The sequence below is a fragment of the Bifidobacterium kimbladii genome, from assembly GCF_032193675.1.
Lineage (GTDB): Bacteria > Actinomycetota > Actinomycetes > Actinomycetales > Bifidobacteriaceae > Bombiscardovia > Bombiscardovia kimbladii.
The window spans coordinates 242275-258421 of the sequence record NZ_JASTZZ010000001.1; the positions used below are offsets into that span (position 1 = coordinate 242275).

The 16147-nt window shown below is 61.6% G+C and carries 14 protein-coding genes; 1 reads left to right on the forward strand and 13 read right to left on the reverse strand.

Annotated features, from left to right (window positions below; translation table 11 throughout):
* Positions 1 to 5: 5 nt before the first annotated feature.
* The 10 genes from QRX41_RS00975 to QRX41_RS01020 all read right to left on the reverse strand — a co-directional run bounded on the left by QRX41_RS00975 (position 6) and on the right by QRX41_RS01020 (position 10363).
* Complete coding sequence (locus QRX41_RS00975) at positions 6 to 488, reverse strand: S-ribosylhomocysteine lyase (RefSeq protein WP_024626660.1); 483 nt, start codon at positions 486 to 488, stop codon at positions 6 to 8.
* A gap of 78 nt (positions 489 to 566) precedes the next feature.
* A complete protein-coding gene (locus QRX41_RS00980; RefSeq protein WP_313838152.1) occupies positions 567 to 2570 on the reverse strand; it encodes a RecQ family ATP-dependent DNA helicase in 2004 nt (667 codons plus the stop codon).
* A 90-nt stretch (positions 2571 to 2660) separates the two neighbouring features.
* The gene (locus QRX41_RS00985; RefSeq protein WP_313838154.1) at positions 2661 to 3488 is read right to left on the reverse strand and encodes a hypothetical protein; all 828 of its coding nucleotides are present in this window, start codon (positions 3486 to 3488) and stop codon (positions 2661 to 2663) included.
* A 131-nt stretch (positions 3489 to 3619) separates the two neighbouring features.
* Positions 3620 to 4480, reverse strand: coding sequence for an ABC transporter ATP-binding protein (locus tag QRX41_RS00990; RefSeq protein ID WP_313838156.1), 861 nt, complete (start codon positions 4478 to 4480; stop codon positions 3620 to 3622).
* Positions 4477 to 4842: a GntR family transcriptional regulator gene (locus QRX41_RS00995; RefSeq protein ID WP_045924708.1), complete on the reverse strand. Its 366-nt coding sequence runs from the start codon at positions 4840 to 4842 to the stop codon at positions 4477 to 4479. The genes QRX41_RS00990 and QRX41_RS00995 overlap by 4 nt, the downstream gene beginning before the upstream one ends.
* A gap of 246 nt (positions 4843 to 5088) precedes the next feature.
* Positions 5089 to 5937 (reverse strand): ABC transporter ATP-binding protein, encoded by an 849-nt coding sequence (locus QRX41_RS01000; protein WP_313838158.1) that lies wholly within the window; start codon positions 5935 to 5937, stop codon positions 5089 to 5091.
* On the reverse strand, positions 5924 to 6718 hold the full coding sequence (locus QRX41_RS01005; protein WP_313838159.1) for an ABC transporter ATP-binding protein: 795 nt from the start codon (positions 6716 to 6718) through the stop codon (positions 5924 to 5926). The genes QRX41_RS01000 and QRX41_RS01005 overlap by 14 nt, the downstream gene beginning before the upstream one ends.
* The gene (locus QRX41_RS01010) at positions 6709 to 7659 is read right to left on the reverse strand and encodes an ABC transporter permease (RefSeq protein WP_313838688.1); all 951 of its coding nucleotides are present in this window, start codon (positions 7657 to 7659) and stop codon (positions 6709 to 6711) included. Before QRX41_RS01010 ends, QRX41_RS01005 begins: the two co-directional genes overlap by 10 nt.
* A gap of 77 nt (positions 7660 to 7736) precedes the next feature.
* A complete protein-coding gene (locus QRX41_RS01015) occupies positions 7737 to 8714 on the reverse strand; it encodes an ABC transporter permease (RefSeq protein ID WP_313838161.1) in 978 nt (325 codons plus the stop codon).
* 2 nt (positions 8715 to 8716) lie between these two features.
* Complete coding sequence (locus tag QRX41_RS01020) at positions 8717 to 10363, reverse strand: ABC transporter substrate-binding protein (protein ID WP_313838163.1); 1647 nt, start codon at positions 10361 to 10363, stop codon at positions 8717 to 8719.
* 146 nt (positions 10364 to 10509) lie between these two features.
* Here QRX41_RS01020 and QRX41_RS01025 point away from each other — a divergent pair, with 146 nt between their 5' ends.
* The gene (locus QRX41_RS01025; protein ID WP_045924713.1) at positions 10510 to 11307 is read left to right on the forward strand and encodes a type III pantothenate kinase; all 798 of its coding nucleotides are present in this window, start codon (positions 10510 to 10512) and stop codon (positions 11305 to 11307) included.
* Here the strand turns inward: QRX41_RS01025 and QRX41_RS01030 are convergent.
* The 3 genes from QRX41_RS01030 to glmS all read right to left on the reverse strand — a co-directional run bounded on the left by QRX41_RS01030 (position 11264) and on the right by glmS (position 16128).
* A complete protein-coding gene (locus tag QRX41_RS01030) occupies positions 11264 to 13366 on the reverse strand; it encodes a beta-galactosidase (protein WP_313838164.1) in 2103 nt (700 codons plus the stop codon). The genes QRX41_RS01025 and QRX41_RS01030 overlap by 44 nt on opposite strands.
* 110 nt (positions 13367 to 13476) lie before the next feature.
* Positions 13477 to 14229, reverse strand: coding sequence for a pseudouridine synthase (locus QRX41_RS01035; protein WP_313838165.1), 753 nt, complete (start codon positions 14227 to 14229; stop codon positions 13477 to 13479).
* Positions 14230 to 14235: 6 nt separating this feature from the next.
* Positions 14236 to 16128 (reverse strand): glutamine--fructose-6-phosphate transaminase (isomerizing), encoded by a 1893-nt coding sequence (gene glmS / locus QRX41_RS01040; protein ID WP_313836341.1) that lies wholly within the window; start codon positions 16126 to 16128, stop codon positions 14236 to 14238.
* Between the last annotated feature and the right edge of the window lie 19 nt (positions 16129 to 16147).

Below are 16147 nucleotides of genomic sequence, written 5' to 3' on the forward strand. Positions count from 1 at the left end.
AGCGATCAGACCAGCTTGCGCTCAAAAGGATCGGAGCTGATGCCGGCGGCCACGATGTCGCGGCTCCACTGCTTGGCCGAGAAGAGCGAATGGTCGCGATAGTTGCCGCATGAAGTGATCTCGGTGCCGGGCACGTCGTCCCAGGTGGCCTTTTCGGCGATGAATTCCAGCGACTCCTTCAGGGCCTTGGCCACATCCTCGGTCGAATGACGGCCCCAGGCAAGCAGGTGGAAGCCCGTCCGGCAGCCGAAAGGCGAGCAGTCGATGTAACCGGGGATGCGCTCGCGCAGGAGCACGGCGATGGTGTGCTCGATGGTGTGCAGCCCGGCAGTTGGAATGGCGTTCTGGTTGGGCTGAACCAGACGGAGATCATAGTTGGAGATGATGTCTCCTTGGGGCCCCTTCTCCTCGTCGATCAGACGAACGTAGGGCGCCTTGACCTTGGTGTGATCCAGCTGGAAGCTCTCTACAATAGGTTTGTCAGCCATTGTTATTTCCTTTCCTGTCGGGCGCCCGGTATGAAAGGCAACCTTGATGAAGTCGTGTATGTCTCATGGTAGGTCGACCTACCTATCAGATTCGGCAGTGCCCCTGACCACATCCACCCCTCCTCTGGCCGAGAACTCGGAGATGACACCCATGAACTGGGGTCCATACTGCTCCAGCTTGTGCTGCCCCACACCATTGACGGCCAAGAAGGTTGCTTCATCAGCCGGACGAAGACGGCACATATCGCGCAGTGCCTTGTCAGAAAAGACAATGTAGGGAGGCTTGCCGATCTTGCGGGCTATGCTGGTCCGCAGGTCGCGCAGCTTCTGGAAAAGTTCCTCATCCTCTGGGCTGGCATCGCTAGCAGCGGCCTGATCGAGACCATCATCGTCGACAGTCGAAGAAGACCTGCCGCCGTAGACCTTGCCCGAGGCGCGTGGGCGTTCCGTCCGCTTGATCTCGTAATGGAAGTCCGGACTGACCGTCTGCGCGGCCTTGGGCCCGAAATGGACCATGGGCAACCGCCCTTCGGTGATATACAGATACCCGTCCGAGGCCATCTGGTTGAGCACGTCACGGATTCGCGCCTCTGGAACCTGATCCAGAGCGCCATAGCTAGGGCACCGATCCAACCCTCGCCGAAGAAGATCCTGCGAGCGCGAACCTCGGAGAATTTGCGCGATCTTGCCGGATCCGAATCCCTGGTTCACATCATGCACGCACCTGCTGATGGCACGGGCCACATCGCTGACGTCGATGGTCGTGAAGGTGCTCAGACAGTTGGAACAGTTCTGGCAGCCGCCGCTGCCCGTGTCAGGATGCCCGACTGGGACGGATTTGCCCTTATCGGCCTCGGCAGGCGAAAGACCTGCGGCCGCCTGGTCCACCTCCTCGCCGAAATACCGCAGCATGTACTGGTGAAGGCAGCCGGTGGTTCGACAGTAACCGATCATGACGTTGAGCAGACGCCGGTGTTCGGCCCTGACTGCTTCAGTCTGCTCACCGGTCAGCCTGTCGTTGCCGTTGTCCATGTCCAAGAGGCGCCTGCGGGTGACGATGTCGCTCTCGTTCCACAGCAGGGAGCAACGGGCTGGCTCGCCGTCACGTCCCGCTCTGCCGGCCTCCTGGTAATAGGCCTCGATGCTCTCAGGCATATTGTGATGAATGACATAACGTACGTTGGACTTGTCGATGCCCATGCCGAAGGCATTGGTAGCCACGACCACCTGCACCTTGTCGTTGACGAAGTCCCGTTGCGCCTGCTCCCTGTCCTGTGCATCCATGCCAGCGTGGTAGCTGACAGCACTGACACCGGCCTTGGTCAGGTCATCAGCCAGAGCCTCGGTCTCCTTGCGGGTGGCGCAGTAGACGATGCCAGAATCATCGCCATGCTTCAGTGCGTACTGGACCACCCAGCGATTCTTGTATTTGCTCTCCAGCTTGATCACGTCGAAGAAGAGGTTGGGCCTGTCGAAACCCGTCACCGCCACGTAAGGATCGTCAAGGCCTAGCATGTATACGATGTCACGCCGAACCTTCTCGGTCGCCGTAGCAGTGAAGGCTGCCACCGTGGGCCGGTCGGGCAGGGATCTGATGAAGTCGCCAATGCCCAAGTAGGCAGGGCGGAAGTCCTGACCCCACTGGGATACACAGTGGGCCTCATCCACCGCCAGCAGGGAAATTTTTGTATGCTGGGCGAATTCCCTGAATCTGGGGGCATCCAGCCGCTCGGGAGCCACGTAGAGGATCTTGCTGCGTCCCTGGGCAGCCTGAGCCAGGGCCAGGAACTGCTCATCCATATCCTGGGTGGAATTAACGAATGAGGCCTGTATGCCGGCATCCTCCAACCCGTCCACCTGGTCCTTCATCAGAGAAACCAAGGGAGAGATGACGATGGTCAGACCATCCAGAAGAGTGGCAGGAATCTGATAGCAAATAGACTTGCCTGCACCGGTCGGCATAACGCCCAGGCAGTCCTGCCCGTTCAGGATAGCCTTGACCAAATCCTCCTGACCCGGGCGAAAGGACTCATATCCGAAATACCTCTTCAGCGCCTGCCCTGCATCCTGGATGTCCACCATGATTCCCCAGTCTATTGCCCCGACAGGAGTCAAGCAGTGGGCGAACGACCATGTGGTCAATCGTCGCTGGAATTCTTAGCTATCCTGCCACTAACCCAGAATGCTGAGCCCCTGGATAGCTGGTAGCTGCCGACGGCTGGTGAGCCAGTAGCTGAACAGGATGCATATGGCGGAGAAGACTAATGTGAAGACCACTTGGGGCCAGAGTAAATACACGGTGACGTATCCCCATAAATCAACATTCATGAAGGGGCTTAAGGTCTTGTACATCCAATGGCCGCGCATAAGGTTGATCATCTGAACCGCCGTTTGCTGCCACCCCCAGAAATTCCAGCCGGAAATCGAATGCCAGAAACCAACACAGATCAACAGCCCTATCAGCAGCAGACATCTGCCTTTTCGATCAAGACGGGCGGCCAGGTCACCCAGCACCTGGCCAAGCAGAACGAAGGCTACCTGCACCATAAAGACATGCAGCGCCAGAGCCAGCCAACGGGACGGCTGCTGGGCATACGACTGGTTAAAGCATGACACACTCCAGGGATCAAGAGTCAGTTTCCAAGGCGAACAGCCCTGTACGAGAAACCTTTGGTAGCTTTCCGTAAAGGGCATCCATCCGATTTGGCCTAGGCTGCTGATAATCGCGACCGCGATCATGAAAGTGGTTGTCGCCAGGGCCATGACCACATTGGAGATGATCTGGGTCCATGCGATTGTGGACCGGGTCACAGCATTGGAGATCAGGGGCCGGAAAGTCGTCAGTGAGCAGACGAAGGCGGTGGCCATGAGCACCATCTCGGTGAACAGACCGGTGAATCCGGAGCTCAAGGGGATGAACCCCATAACTCCCAGAGTGAGGACGAGAGCCCAAATCACAAAGACGGTCAGCCTTGGCATCGCTTGTACGCGCAGGGTCATCCGGGTCTGCACCGCAGGCGACAGGAAGCACTTGATTTGAGCCCAGCCTTCAGCAGGTCCGGCACCTAGGTCGGGGCTGTCTGACCCCGGCTTGGTCTTCGTCCGCACTGCCCCTGCAACTTGCGTGTTATTCATTGTGCCGCTCCTTCCGTTATCTGGACGAAGTAGGTCTGCAGATCCATGGGGGCGACAATAAGCCCCTTGGGCTGCTCGTTAGGCACCGGCCCCTCGAAGCTGACGCGCAGCAGATCGCCGATACGCTGCCTGCTCAGCAGCGGCGGGTCGCTCTGGGCAAGATAGTCCTCCACGTCAGGCGGACGGCCCGTGACAGTGGTCCCCAGGGCAGACAGATCATCCACGCTGAAAGATCGCAGGACCCGCCCCTGGTCGATGATCGTGGCGCGGGAGATGAGCTGGCTGACCTCGTTGATGATATGGGTGGCGATGATCATGGTCGGTCCGCGGTGCTGATAGGCTTCCAGAACGAAGGAGTAGATCCTCTCCCTGGCCGCCGCATCCATTCCTGTCGTCGGTTCATCCAGAATGAGGTATTCCACAGGCAGGCAGAGTCCGATGACGTCCTTGACCACCTGACGCTGCCCCATGGAGAGGGAAGCAAAAGTGTCAGTCAGCCTCAATGCGAAGCTCTTAAGAATACGCTCAGCCAAGTGCCAGTCAAAACCACCGTAAAACCCCTCGGCCATGGCGAATGCTTGTCTAATGTGTCGTCGGGATGGATAAGGCCAGGTTTCGTTGACCAGGGCCACGCGGCGAACGATTCTTGAGTCGCTGACCAGATCGCTTCCATCCAGGTGGATCAGCCCCTGGTCAGGAAGTGTCCTGCCCGCCATCAGATTGCACAGGGTGGATTTGCCGGCCCCGTTCCGCCCGAAGAGTCCGTATATATTACCGGGCTCAAAGCAGAGTGAGATCTCATCCAAGGCCTTCAGCTTTCCGTACGATTTGTCCACCTTGGAAACTGTCAGACTCATTGGTAGACCCTTTCTATGATGGCGTCCAGGTCCTCACGGGATACGTCCAGAGCCTTGGCTTCTTCGACCAGATCCTGGAACCTTCCGTTCAGGAGTTCCCTCCTGCGACGCTCTCGAACGCTCCGGCCCGCACCGACAGTGACAAACATGCCCAGCCCCCGCCGTTTCTCCAGAAGGCCCCGGTCGACCAGCAGGTTCATTCCCTTGAGGACTGTGGCCGGGTTGATCTGGTAGGCAGTCGAGATTTCCGTGGTGCTGGGAATCCTTTCACCATCGGCGACCAGTCCCTCGGCTATGGCTTCGGTCAACCGGTCTGCCACCTTCACGAAAACGGGCCGACCATCCGGTATTTCGATCGCCATCGTTTGACCGCCTTGTCTGCCTTGATTCGGGGCGTCGAATTAGGATCTGCATTACTGTTTATTACTTAGTTACTTGAGTAACTAACCAACAGTCTACGATTTGCTCTACCAACCGTCAAATCAGGTGCAGTCTTTAACCGTCCGTTTTCTCTGCACAGATGCTCTCGCTGCCCTCCTTCATTCCGTCAAGGACGGGCATGCACTCATGTAATTTTGCTTGGCCAGAATGCCGATGAGCACCGGTACCTATAGGGTCGCAGCTGCCAGTAGCTGACGGGTATAGGACTGACTGGGGTGATCGAGGATGGCTTTCACAGGCCCCTCCTCCACCACCTTTCCTTGACTGAGCACCATGACCCTGTCCGCGATGTGCTGAACCACGCCCAAATCATGGGAGATGATGATCATGGACATGCCATTTGACGGATTGCTCTGCTTTCTGGACTGGGCCATGATGGACTGAAGGGTATGAAGAATCCCAACGCGTGCTGAAACGTCAATGGCGCTCATGGGCTCATCGGCCAAGAGTATCCGAGGCTTGACAACAAGGGCCCGGGCTATGGCCGCCCGCTGAGCCTGGCCTCCGGACAGATCGGAGGGATAAGCCGTCATGATCGCGCCTGGGTCAAGCTGAACCTCTGACAAGACCTTGGCCACCCGATCAGCAAGGTCTGTCCCATCTTGACGACGATGCCATAGGTGCCCACTCCCCCTGCGCCTGGCAGCCAGAAGAGGTTCGGCGACTGACCGGCCGATGGTCCACCGCGGGTCGAGGGAGGTGAAGGGGTTTTGAAAGACCAGAGCAGAGTCTTGGGCAAGCGCCTTGGCGGCCGGGGAACCATGCAGAACTGGTCTGCCCTGATATGTCACCTGCCCGGCATCAGGCCTCAACTGACCTAGGAGCAGACGGGAAAGCGTGGTCTTCCCTGAACCGGACTCCCCTATGATCGCCAGGCACTCCCCCGGCAGAAGGGAGATGTCAATTCCGTCAACCGCAGCCTTCCGAGCCATGCCGCTGCCGGTAGAGGCATAGACCTTGGTCAGGCCTTTCCCGGTCAGGATCGGATCGGCATGTGCACCGTCAGTCGTCCTCATGCTTGCCTCCATCTGTGCTCAGCGTCAACTCTCTGGCCGCTCGCACCAGGGTCCTGCCCTGCGGACTGGATGGACTACGCAGAATGCTCTGCGTCTGCCCGCTTTCCACCACTCGCCCTGCTTCGAGGATGTAGCAGTAATCGGCAACCCGAGCCAGGACAGAGAAATCATGGGTGATGAACAGCAGGGAGGCCCCGCTCTGGTCGACCAAGGAGACCAACAGGTCCACAATCTGCCGCTGGGTTATGGCATCCAGGGCCGTGGTCGGCTCGTCTGCCAGAATCAGTCTGGGCTTGGTGACCAGGGCCGTGGCTATGGCCGCCCGCTGCTGCTGTCCCCCGGATAGCTCATGCGGATAGGATCCAGCCAGATCCGCATCCAACCCGACCTGGGCCAATATCTCCATGACCCGCCTGCGCCGTTCCTGGACGCTCAGACGATAGTGGCGGCGAAGAGGAAGCTCAACTTGGCTGTAGATCTTCTTGACCGGGTTCAGGGCCGTGGAAGGATTCTGAAAGATCATGCCCATCCGAGAACCGCGCAGGTCCGCCAGGGACCGGTCGTCCGAACCGAGAATCTGGAGCCCGTCCACCAGAATGGATCCCGACAGGGAGGCCGTCAGTGGTGTGGTGCCCAAAACGCTGCGGGCGATCATCGACTTTCCGGAGCCTGAGGAGCCGATCAGGCCTACCCGCTGGCCGTCCCCGACTTTGAGGTCCACCTGGTCGAGAATGGTGCGGCCATTGATGGACAGGCTCAGGCCGTCAATATTCAGCGACATGATTGGCCTCCCTCGCCTGTATGGACCGCATCCCCGACATGATGATCAGCGTCATCTGATTGCCCGGATTGAAGAGTGAACCGTCCGGCGGCAGCTACGGCAGCCCTGAGCCTGGGGTTGGTAACCGGATCGATGGCATCACGCAGAGCGTCGCCGAATAGGTTCAGAGCAACCACCACCATCGTGACCACCAGGCCAGGCCAGAGCACAGTAAGTGGAAAGACATTGATGAACTTGACCGAAGTGGTCAGTGAGTGCCCCCAGGAGGGCAGGCCGGAGGGAACGCCCACCCCCAGGTAGGTCAACCCTGCTTCAGCCAGAACCGAGGTCCCCGCCGACATGGAAAGCTGCACGCACAGGACGGGAATGACATTGGGCACCAAATGAGTCAAGAAGATTCTGAAGGATCCGACCCCGCTGTGCCGGGCGGATTGCACATAGTCCGACTCTGCCGCCAGGAGCGCCTGGGGCCGTACGATCCGGGCCAGGTTGAGTCCGTAGCCGAACCCGCAGGCCACGACGACCACGGCGATGCTGGGGCCTAGGGGGACAGCCAGAATCAGGGCCAGCAGAACTGTGGGCAGGGAAATCAGGGCGTCGACCAGGACCACGACCGTCTGTGATACTCCTGAACGGCGCGAGACCATGGCCATGACCAGAAGAAGTCCAAGTACGCCTGATAGGAGGACCGCCAGAAGGCTGATGGCCAGGTTGGTGGCCGATCCCGCCATGAGCCAGGAGAGAATGTCTGCCCCGGTGCCATCCGTTCCCAGCAGGTGGTCGCGGCTGGGGGCCTGCCAGATCCGGTACCCGTCGGTAGTCCAAATAGGAACCGGGGTCCAGAACCTGGAAATCAGGGAGACCAGGATCCATATGGCCAGAACAGTCATCGAGTATCGCCCCGAGGCCTTGCGCCACATGCTGGACAACACCACCCGCATCCGTCCGAAGAATCCCAGTTGGCCTGGGAATATGGCCCTCAATCCCAGATGGGGCCTGTCTGCGTGTCCCCAACTCATCAGGCAGCCACCTCCTGTCTGGCCGCACCTCGAAAACGCGGGTCGATCAGCCTATGAATAACGTCCACCAGCAGTCCCAGGAAGAGGAAGAAGGCCGCCAGCAGAAGCAGCTCGGACTGAACAGCCGGAAGATCCCGGTTGCCCACATCGGTGATCAGCATGGAGCCCAGCCCCGGTAGGGCGAACAGGTTCTCGCTGACCATGACCCCGGTGATCATCTCGGCCATGGTCAACCCGATCACCGAAACCAGCTGGGGGGAAGCCAGCCGCAGACCGATGCGCAGAGCAGCCTGGGTCCGGGTCATCCCGCAGGCCATGCCCATGTCCACATACCCCGAAGAGAGCATGTCGCCCAACAAGGAGCGGGTGTACCGCATGATGCCGGCACCCACGATGATGCCGGTGGACAGAGCAGGTAGAATCAAAGCCGCCAAGGCCTGACCCGGCTGAGCCCAGCCGAGAGCAGGAAAGCCCTGGGAGGGCAGCAGGCCAATCAGGCCGCTGCCCTTGGCGAAGAGCATGATCAGCAGCAGTCCTGACCAGAGGGCGGGTACGGATCCGCCCACGATGGCGGCCATGTGGCTGAAGGACTGCATCCGTGGCGAGCGCGCCAAAGCGGCCGCGCAGCCCAGGGGAATGCCCAGCAGCAGGGCCACACCCAGCCCCAGAAGAATCAGCGGGAAGGTGATCTGGGCCCGGACACCAACCTGGGAGGCGATGGGACGGTTGGTCAGAATGGACCTGCCCAGGTCCCCTTGCAGAAAGCCGCTGATCCAGTCCAGATACTGCCTTGGGTAGGAGCGGTCCAGGCCCATCTGCCGACGCAGCCGGTCAACACGCGCAGGCGGAGCATCCAGCCCGGCCATGACGGCGGCCACGTCACCGGCCAGGATGCGCAGTGCCAGGAAGATCAGCAGGGAGATGCCCATCAGCGCCAAGATGAAGAGCACCAGGCGCCGCACTAGGAATTTGGCCATGGCTATCCCCGCCTGTAGGTCACGCCGGACAAGGGCATGAGGGACTGGTTCAGATCGACCGGGAAGCCCTCCAACCCCGTCCGCCAGGCCGTGGTCACCCGGTAGTTGAAGAGCCAATCCGCCGCCGCATCGTTGCTGACAATCCGGGCGGCCTGGGCCAGGAGCCTGTCGGAGTCATCGGCGGAGGTCGTGGCCATGGCCTGCCTATAGAGCTCCTGGACCTGACGATTGTCATAGTTGTAGTAGTAGCCGGGGTTGGCCCACTGATGGAAGTCGTGGCTCTCGCCATGATCCACCAGAGACAGGTCATAGTCCTTGTTGGCATGGACGTCCTGGAGCCAAACCGAGAACTCCACCACCCGCACATCCAGGTCGATGCCCACCTGACGCAGCTGCGAGCGCAGCTGATCGCCCAACTCGCTGCCGTAGGTGTTGGCATAGGTCAGTCGCAGCCTGAGCCGGTGACCGGGACCGTACCCGGCTTGGGCCAGAAGCCGCCGCGCCTGCCCAGGATCGTGGGGGTAGAGCCCGGTCAGATCCTGATAGCCGGGATCCAGGGAGGGTATGGGGCCGCCTAGGGCCCTGTCCGATCCGCCCCGGGAGGCGATCAGCTGCCGATGGTCGATGGCATGGCGGATGGCCTGCCGCACCAGCGGGTCGGATGTGGCGCCACCCTTGCCGTTCATGGCCAGAACGTACTTGTCGGTGTCGTCGCCCGCCTTGACCTGGAAGTCGCGGCTCTTGCGGAAAGGACTGGCCAGGTTCTCGGTGACCGGAGCCAGCACCTGCACATCCCCGCTGCGCAGGGCGTTGACGGCAGCGTTGTCGTCGTTGAGGTAACGGATGACGATGGTTGGCGTCTTAGGCTTGTCGCTGCCCCAGTAGTGCGGATCGGCCTTGAGGGTGACCGAGTCGTTTGGCCGGAAGCTTTCCAGCAGGTACGGGCCGGATCCCACGGCCTGGGTCTTCATGTCGTAATGAGCACGACGGTCAAAGACCAGGCCAGCCCGGCCGCTCAACTGCCAGAGCAGGTCCTGGTAGGGTCTGGACAGCGTCAGGCGCACCGTCAGCGGATCTGTGGCCTCAACGCCCTGGAAGCCCTCCAGCATCTCGCTGCCCTGGTAGTGGCCTGCCATGAGCCCGCGAATGGAGTCGACCACGTCCTGGGCCTGAAGAGCATGACCGTTGGAGAAGCGGATGCCCTCATGCAGCTGGAAGGTATAGACCAGGCCGTCCTCGGAGACATTCCAGCTCCTGGCCAGCCCTGGGCGCACTTGGTTCCGGGAATCCCGCGACACCAGGCCCTGATAGACATTGCCGATCAGAAGCTGATCCAGCGCCGTACCCGACTGGTTGCGGATGTCCAGATTGGTGGGAGCCAGCTTGAGCCCCACCGTGACTGTGTCCGCAACGGTTCCTCCCTCGGCCTGGCCAATAGGCCCACGATGCCCGGTCCACAGGGAGAGCGCCAAGGCCAGGGCCAGCAGGAGACTGAGCAGCTTCCAGGGCAGGGTGTTGCCACCCGACCTCATAGGCCTGATCCTGGCGTTGAGTTCGGGGTCAGTGCTGGGGCCTGACTCCTGGGCCGCCTCTGTATCTGCTGCGGTCACGCTGCCATGGGCATGCGTGCCGTGTCGATCTGCGTTCATTGACGAATCCTTATGCTGTGGTTGACCGCCATTTTGGTCGATCACCGCCCACCAGCATACTCCCCGAAGCCATCACCCAGGCTTATGCGCTTAGGATGGATCCGGAAAGCGCCACGCGCCCGGACAACGGCAGGGGAGGAAGAGACATGCTGCTGGCCATCGACATCGGCAACACCAACATCGAGGTCGGATTCATGGAGGGCGACCAGGTCGCCGCCTCCTACAGGCTGACCACAAGGATCGACCACACGGCCGATGAGTTCGGGCTTCTGCTGGGGCAGCTCATGGCCCTGGCCGGCTACAAGACTGCGGATGTGCAGGATGCCATCATCTCGTCGGTGGCTCCCGCGGTCATGCACGCCGTCAGGTCCTGCCTGATCCGCTTCTTTTCCATCGACCCCATGGTGGTGGGCCCCGGCGTGAAGACAGGCATGAACATCCGTCTGGATGATCCGCGTTCCCTGGGCGCCGACTGCCTGGCTGACTGCGTGGGCGCCTTCCACCGCTACGGAGGGCCAGTCTTGGTCATCGACTTCGGCACGGCCACCACCTTCAACTATGTGGATGACAGGGGCGCCATCCGCTCCGGTCTGATCGTGCCAGGCATCCGTTCCGGGGCCCAGGCCCTTGCCGGTCAGACCGCCCAGCTCCCCCAGGTGGAGATCACCCGCCCTCAGACCATCATGGCAACGGGTACCAGGACGGCCATGCAGGCCGGGCTCTATTACAACTTCCTCGGCGGTCTGGAGCGGATCATTCGCCAATACCGCAGCGAGATAGGCCGGGACTTCCACGTGGTGGCCACGGGCGGCATGGGTCGTACCTTCTCAGAAGACACCGACCTGATCGAGGTCTACGATCCCGAGTTGATCTTCGCCGGCATGTACAGGATTCACCAGCTCAATGCCGATGGCCGACCACACGCTGCACCAGCGCGCCATTGACCTGCAGACTGGCCTGCTTGCCATCCCCGTCAATGCCGGCCAGCGAGCCCACCAGGGCTTGGCCTTCCAGCTGAACCTGCACTGGATGCCTGGACCGGTTGAACAGAAAGACGAAACGCGTCCGATCATCCTTGCTGACTCGCTCAACTCTCAACAGATCGGGGTCGCCCTGGACTGACCTCATATCAGCGATATCCAGGGCCTCCAGCAGGGCAGGAAGAACCTTGGCCAGATCCTGGGCATCCAGACGGCAACCCAGGTAGGCGGCCTTGCCATGACCCCAATCATGGACGGTCATGGCCGGCATGCCATCCATCCCTGTCCAGGGATCCGCCCGGTAGTTAGCCAGGACCTCGGTGCCCTTGTCCAGGTGACTGATGACATCGGCCCAGTCGTGCGCCGTGACCCCGTTGGTCAGGTCCAGGTGATCCAGCAGGCCAGGTGTGCCGTGAGCCATGGGTGCGAACTCCTCGACCGACAGACCCAGCAGGTCCCGAAGCGGCCCCGGATACCCACCGGTCCAGACGCGGTCCTGCTCGTCGGCGATGCCGCTGCCCCAGGTGACGATCAGCCGCCCTCCACCATGCACATACTTGTGCAGCCGCTTGGAGAGGTCAGCGTCAATCAGGTAGAGGGCTGGCAGGACCACCAGCGGATACTCCTCCCATCCGGCCCTGACCGGCAGGACATCGGGCCGGATGGCGTTGTCAAGGAAGGCCCGGTACCAGACCGGCGGCTCCTGGCCATGCTCGACCCGGTCGCTGGGCGATGCTGCCTGGGAGCTGGCCCACTGGCTTGCGTAGTCGAAGACCAGGGCCACCGGGGCCTTGGCCAGCGTACTGCCGGCCAAACCAGCCTGCGAGAGTCCCTCCAGGTCCCCTCCAAGCTGGCAGACGTCACGGAAGACTGCCGTGTCCTCGCCGGCATGAGGCAACATGGCCGAGTGGAATTTTTCCGCGCCAGCCCGGGACTGCCTCCACTGGAAGTAGCAGATGGCATCAGCACCAAGCGCCAGATGAGCCAGGGAGTCGCGCTCCAGCTGTCCGGGCTCCTTGCGGGGGTTGACCGGCCGCCAGTTGACCGCCGAGGTGGACTGCTCCATAAGCCACCAGGGACGCCGGCGGGCGATGGCATCCACCAGGCTGGAGGAATAGGCCAGCTCTTCCAGATGATCCCTGCCAGGCGTCACATAGTGGTCGTTGGCCACAAAGTCCACCTGGTCGCCCCAGTCGTCATAGTCCAGGGCGAATCCGCCGGCGCTGACCATGAAGTTGGTGGTCAGGGGGATGTCCGGGGTGATCTCAGCCAGGGTGTCCCGCTCGGCCATGTAGAAATCCTTGAGGGCATCGGAGCTGAATCGCTCGAAGTCCAGCATGCGGCCCGGATTCTGAAAATTCCCTTGGCCGATGAAACGCGGTGGCAGAATCTGCGAGAAGTCGCTCAGCCTCTGTGACCAGAAATCCGTGCCCCAGGCGCGGTTGACGGCCTCGATGTCCTTGTAGCGGCGGCGGCACCAGCGCTGGAAGGCCCGCATGGCATCGTCGGAATAGTCGAAGCGATTGTGACAGCCATACTCATTGCCCACATGCCAGGCCACCAGATAGGGGTTGTCCCGGTAGTGCTCGGCCATGGCCCGGCAGAGTTTCAAGGCGTAGGAGCGGAAGACCGGCGAGGTGGGCCGCCAGTGCTGCCGGGCCCCGGGCCAAACCGTGTCGCCACGCTCGTCCCTGAGCAGAACCTCAGGATGGGCCTGGGTTAGCCACAATGGAGGCGAGGCCGTGGCCGAGGCCAGGTTCACCCCGATGCCCGCCCGGCCCAGCTTGTCGATGATCCGATCCAACCAGTCGAAATCGAAAACCCCCTGGCTGGGCTCTATGCGCGACCAGGAGAAGACCGCCAAGGCCACCACGTTGACCCCTGCCTTGGTCATCAGCCTGATATCCTCATCCCATGTATCCTCAGGCCACTGGTCGGGGTTGTAGTCGCAGCCGTACCAGAGGGACTGCTGACCCTTGAGATGCTTGGGCCATCGATAGGGCCGCCGTGTCGGTTTGCTCATGGGTAGAACCTCCTGGTCCGTCTCAAACCTCGGACGGGGATGCCTGCCGCGTCCACGTCGTCCCGCGGCTCGGGGATCCCCTGACCATTATGTCTTACCAGTCTGACTGTTCAGGCTTTTCCTTGAGGCTCCAAGGGAACGGAAGAGGTGAAAGTTCGATCAACCCCGGTGAAGGGGTCCGTGAATTCCAAGCGACGGGCCACCAATTGCAGTGGTCTGGAGAAGTCGTCATAGGCCCGGGACTGGATTCGGGGGTAGAGATCGTCACCCACTATGGGCAGCCCCAGAGCGTTCATGTGCACACGAAGCTGGTGGGTCTTGCCGGTCTTCGGGTAAAGGGTGTAGGTGGCCAGGCATCCCAGGCCCGCCGTCAAATCGACCCGAGTAACCGCATTGACAGGCCCTCGCTCCTCCCAGGCCTGGAGAACCCCACGGCGTTTGATCACCCTGGAGCGGCGCTCTAGCGGGAAGACCCGGGGCGGATCCAGGTGTCGCACGGTGCCGGTCCGCGAGCGAGCTATGGGTCGCACCGGCGCCAGACACTGGTAGATCTTGCGCACGCGATGCTCCTGGAAGAGCATCTGATAGGCCCGCCTGGCAGACGCATCTCGCACCAGAACCAGCACGCCTGCCGTGGCCCTGTCCAGTCGGTGGGCAGGGATGATGTCGGGCTCCCCGTAGAGTCGGCGCATTCGGATCAGCACAGTACTGGCGTACCACATCCCTCGAGGCATAGTAGCCAGAAAATGGGGCTTATCGACCACAATGATGCGCTGGTCCTCGTAGATGATTCTGGGTTCGAAAGGGATCCGCGGCTCCTCCAGGACCATCCGGTGCCCCCGCTGCCCGGACTCGACAGCCATGGGACCCTATTCCACCGTGACAGACTTGGCCAGATTGCGGGGCTTGTCCACATCCAGACCCTTGAGCCGGGCCATGTCCAAGGCGAACAGCTGCAGGGGGACCACGTCCACCAGGGGGCTTAGCAGGGTTGGGCAGGGCGGCCTCCAAAAGACCACGTCAGCATAGCGGTCGGCGTCCGGGTCGCCCTCCTCGGCCACGACAATGGTGAAGGCGCCACGGGCCTTGACCTCCTCGATGGCCGAGATGACCTTGTCGTGCAGCACATTGCGGCCCCGTGCGCTGGGTACGATGACCACCACAGGCTCTCCCGGCTCCACCAGGGCGATAGGCCCGTGCTTGAGCTCGCCAGCGGCGAACCCCTCGGTGAAGATGTAAGCGATCTCCTTGAGCTTGAGCGCCCCCTCCAGGGCCACCGGATAGCCCACATGCCGACCCAGGAAGAGGAAGGAGCGGGCCTTGGACATGCGCTGAGCCGTCTGCCTGATGACCTCGGCCTGTCCGTCCAGCACCTTCTGGATCTTGGCCGGCATGGCCTTGAGGCTGTCGATGGTCTGGTGGATCTCGTCTCGATACATGGTGCCCTTGACCTGGGCCAGGTAGAGACCCAGCAGGTAGGCCGCCACGATCTGGGCCAGGAAGGCCTTGGTGGAGGCCACAGCCACTTCGGGGCCGGCGTGGGTGTAGAGCACAGCGTCGGACTCCCTGGGGATGGTGGACCCCTGGGTGTTGCAGATGGCCAGAACTCGTGAACCCTGCTCGCGTGCGTGGCGAAGCGCCATCAGCGTATCCATGGTCTCTCCTGACTGGGATATGGCCACGACCAGGGTGCGCGGGGTCAGAATGGGATCACGGTAGCGGAACTCATGGGCCAGCTCGACCTCCACCGGGATGCGGACCCAGTGCTCGATGGCGTACTTGGCCACCAGCCCTGCGTAGGAGGCCGTTCCGCAGGCCACAACAATGATCTTGTCGATCTGGCGGAAGACCTCCTCATCGATGTGGACCTCGTCCAGATCCAGGTCGCCCGACTCGTCGTATCGGCCCAACAGGGTGTTGGAGACGGCAGCCGGGTCCTCGTGGATCTCCTTGTCCATGAAGGAGTCCCATCCGCCCTTTTCGGCGGCTGAGGCATCCCAGTCGACGGTATAACGGCGGGGATGCTCCACCGGGTGCCCTTGGAAGTCCGTGACCTTGACCTGGTCCGCGCTGATGCAGACGGCCTGGTCCTGCCCCAGCTCCATGGCCTGGCGTGTATAGGCTACGAAGGCCGCCACATCGGAGCCCAGGTAGTTCTCCCCGTCTCCCAGGCCGACCACCAGCGGCGAATCGTGTCGGACGCCCACCACCAGATCAGGCTGACGTGAGTCCACAGCCAGGATGGTGAAAGCTCCCTTGAGCATGCGGGCCAACCGCCTGATGGCCTCGAAGATGTCGGGCTGGCCGGTGGCATCGACGATCTCCTGGGCAATCTTGCCCAGAAGCTTGGCCGCCACTTCGGTGTCCGTGGAGGACACGAAGGTGTATCCCTCGGTCTCCAGGTCCAGCCGCAGCCTTGAGGCGTTCTCGATGATCCCGTTGTGGATCAGCGCGACCTTGCCGTCGCGGCTGGTGTGGGGATGAGCGTTGACATCAGTGGGTTCGCCATTGGTGGCCCAGCGGGTGTGCCCGATGCCCACGGTGGCTTCGGGCATGGGCTTGGTCTTCAGATCAGCAACCAGATTGCCCAGACGCCCCGCCTTCTTGCGTATGGCCACCTGCGTCATTCCCGGGGCAGCAAGAGCCACTCCAGCCGAGTCATAGCCCCGGTACTCCAAACGTTCCAGACCCTTGAGGCAGACCTCCAGGGGCCTGCCGCAGGCCGTCCGCACCGATCCCGCATAACCGACGATTCCGCACATGGACCCCAGTCTAGCCATG

Excerpts from the sequence above, each read along its gene's own strand:
- QRX41_RS00975 (WP_024626660.1), bottom strand. The coding sequence starts at position 488 with ATGGCTGACAAACCTATTGTAGAGAGCTTCCAGCTGGATCACACCAAG.
- QRX41_RS00980 (WP_313838152.1), bottom strand. The coding sequence starts at position 2,570 with ATGGTGGACATCCAGGATGCAGGGCAGGCGCTGAAGAGGTATTTCGGA.
- QRX41_RS00985 (WP_313838154.1), bottom strand. The coding sequence starts at position 3,488 with ATGACCCTGCGCGTACAAGCGATGCCAAGGCTGACCGTCTTTGTGATT.
- QRX41_RS00990 (WP_313838156.1), bottom strand. The coding sequence starts at position 4,480 with ATGAGTCTGACAGTTTCCAAGGTGGACAAATCGTACGGAAAGCTGAAG.
- QRX41_RS00995 (WP_045924708.1), bottom strand. The coding sequence starts at position 4,842 with ATGGCGATCGAAATACCGGATGGTCGGCCCGTTTTCGTGAAGGTGGCA.
- QRX41_RS01000 (WP_313838158.1), bottom strand. The coding sequence starts at position 5,937 with ATGAGGACGACTGACGGTGCACATGCCGATCCGATCCTGACCGGGAAA.
- QRX41_RS01005 (WP_313838159.1), bottom strand. The coding sequence starts at position 6,718 with ATGTCGCTGAATATTGACGGCCTGAGCCTGTCCATCAATGGCCGCACC.
- QRX41_RS01010 (WP_313838688.1), bottom strand. The coding sequence starts at position 7,659 with ATGCGGGTGGTGTTGTCCAGCATGTGGCGCAAGGCCTCGGGGCGATAC.
- QRX41_RS01015 (WP_313838161.1), bottom strand. The coding sequence starts at position 8,714 with ATGGCCAAATTCCTAGTGCGGCGCCTGGTGCTCTTCATCTTGGCGCTG.
- QRX41_RS01020 (WP_313838163.1), bottom strand. The coding sequence starts at position 10,363 with ATGAACGCAGATCGACACGGCACGCATGCCCATGGCAGCGTGACCGCA.
- QRX41_RS01025 (WP_045924713.1), top strand. The coding sequence starts at position 10,510 with ATGCTGCTGGCCATCGACATCGGCAACACCAACATCGAGGTCGGATTC.
- QRX41_RS01030 (WP_313838164.1), bottom strand. The coding sequence starts at position 13,366 with ATGAGCAAACCGACACGGCGGCCCTATCGATGGCCCAAGCATCTCAAG.
- QRX41_RS01035 (WP_313838165.1), bottom strand. The coding sequence starts at position 14,229 with ATGGCTGTCGAGTCCGGGCAGCGGGGGCACCGGATGGTCCTGGAGGAG.
- glmS (WP_313836341.1), bottom strand. The coding sequence starts at position 16,128 with ATGTGCGGAATCGTCGGTTATGCGGGATCGGTGCGGACGGCCTGCGGC.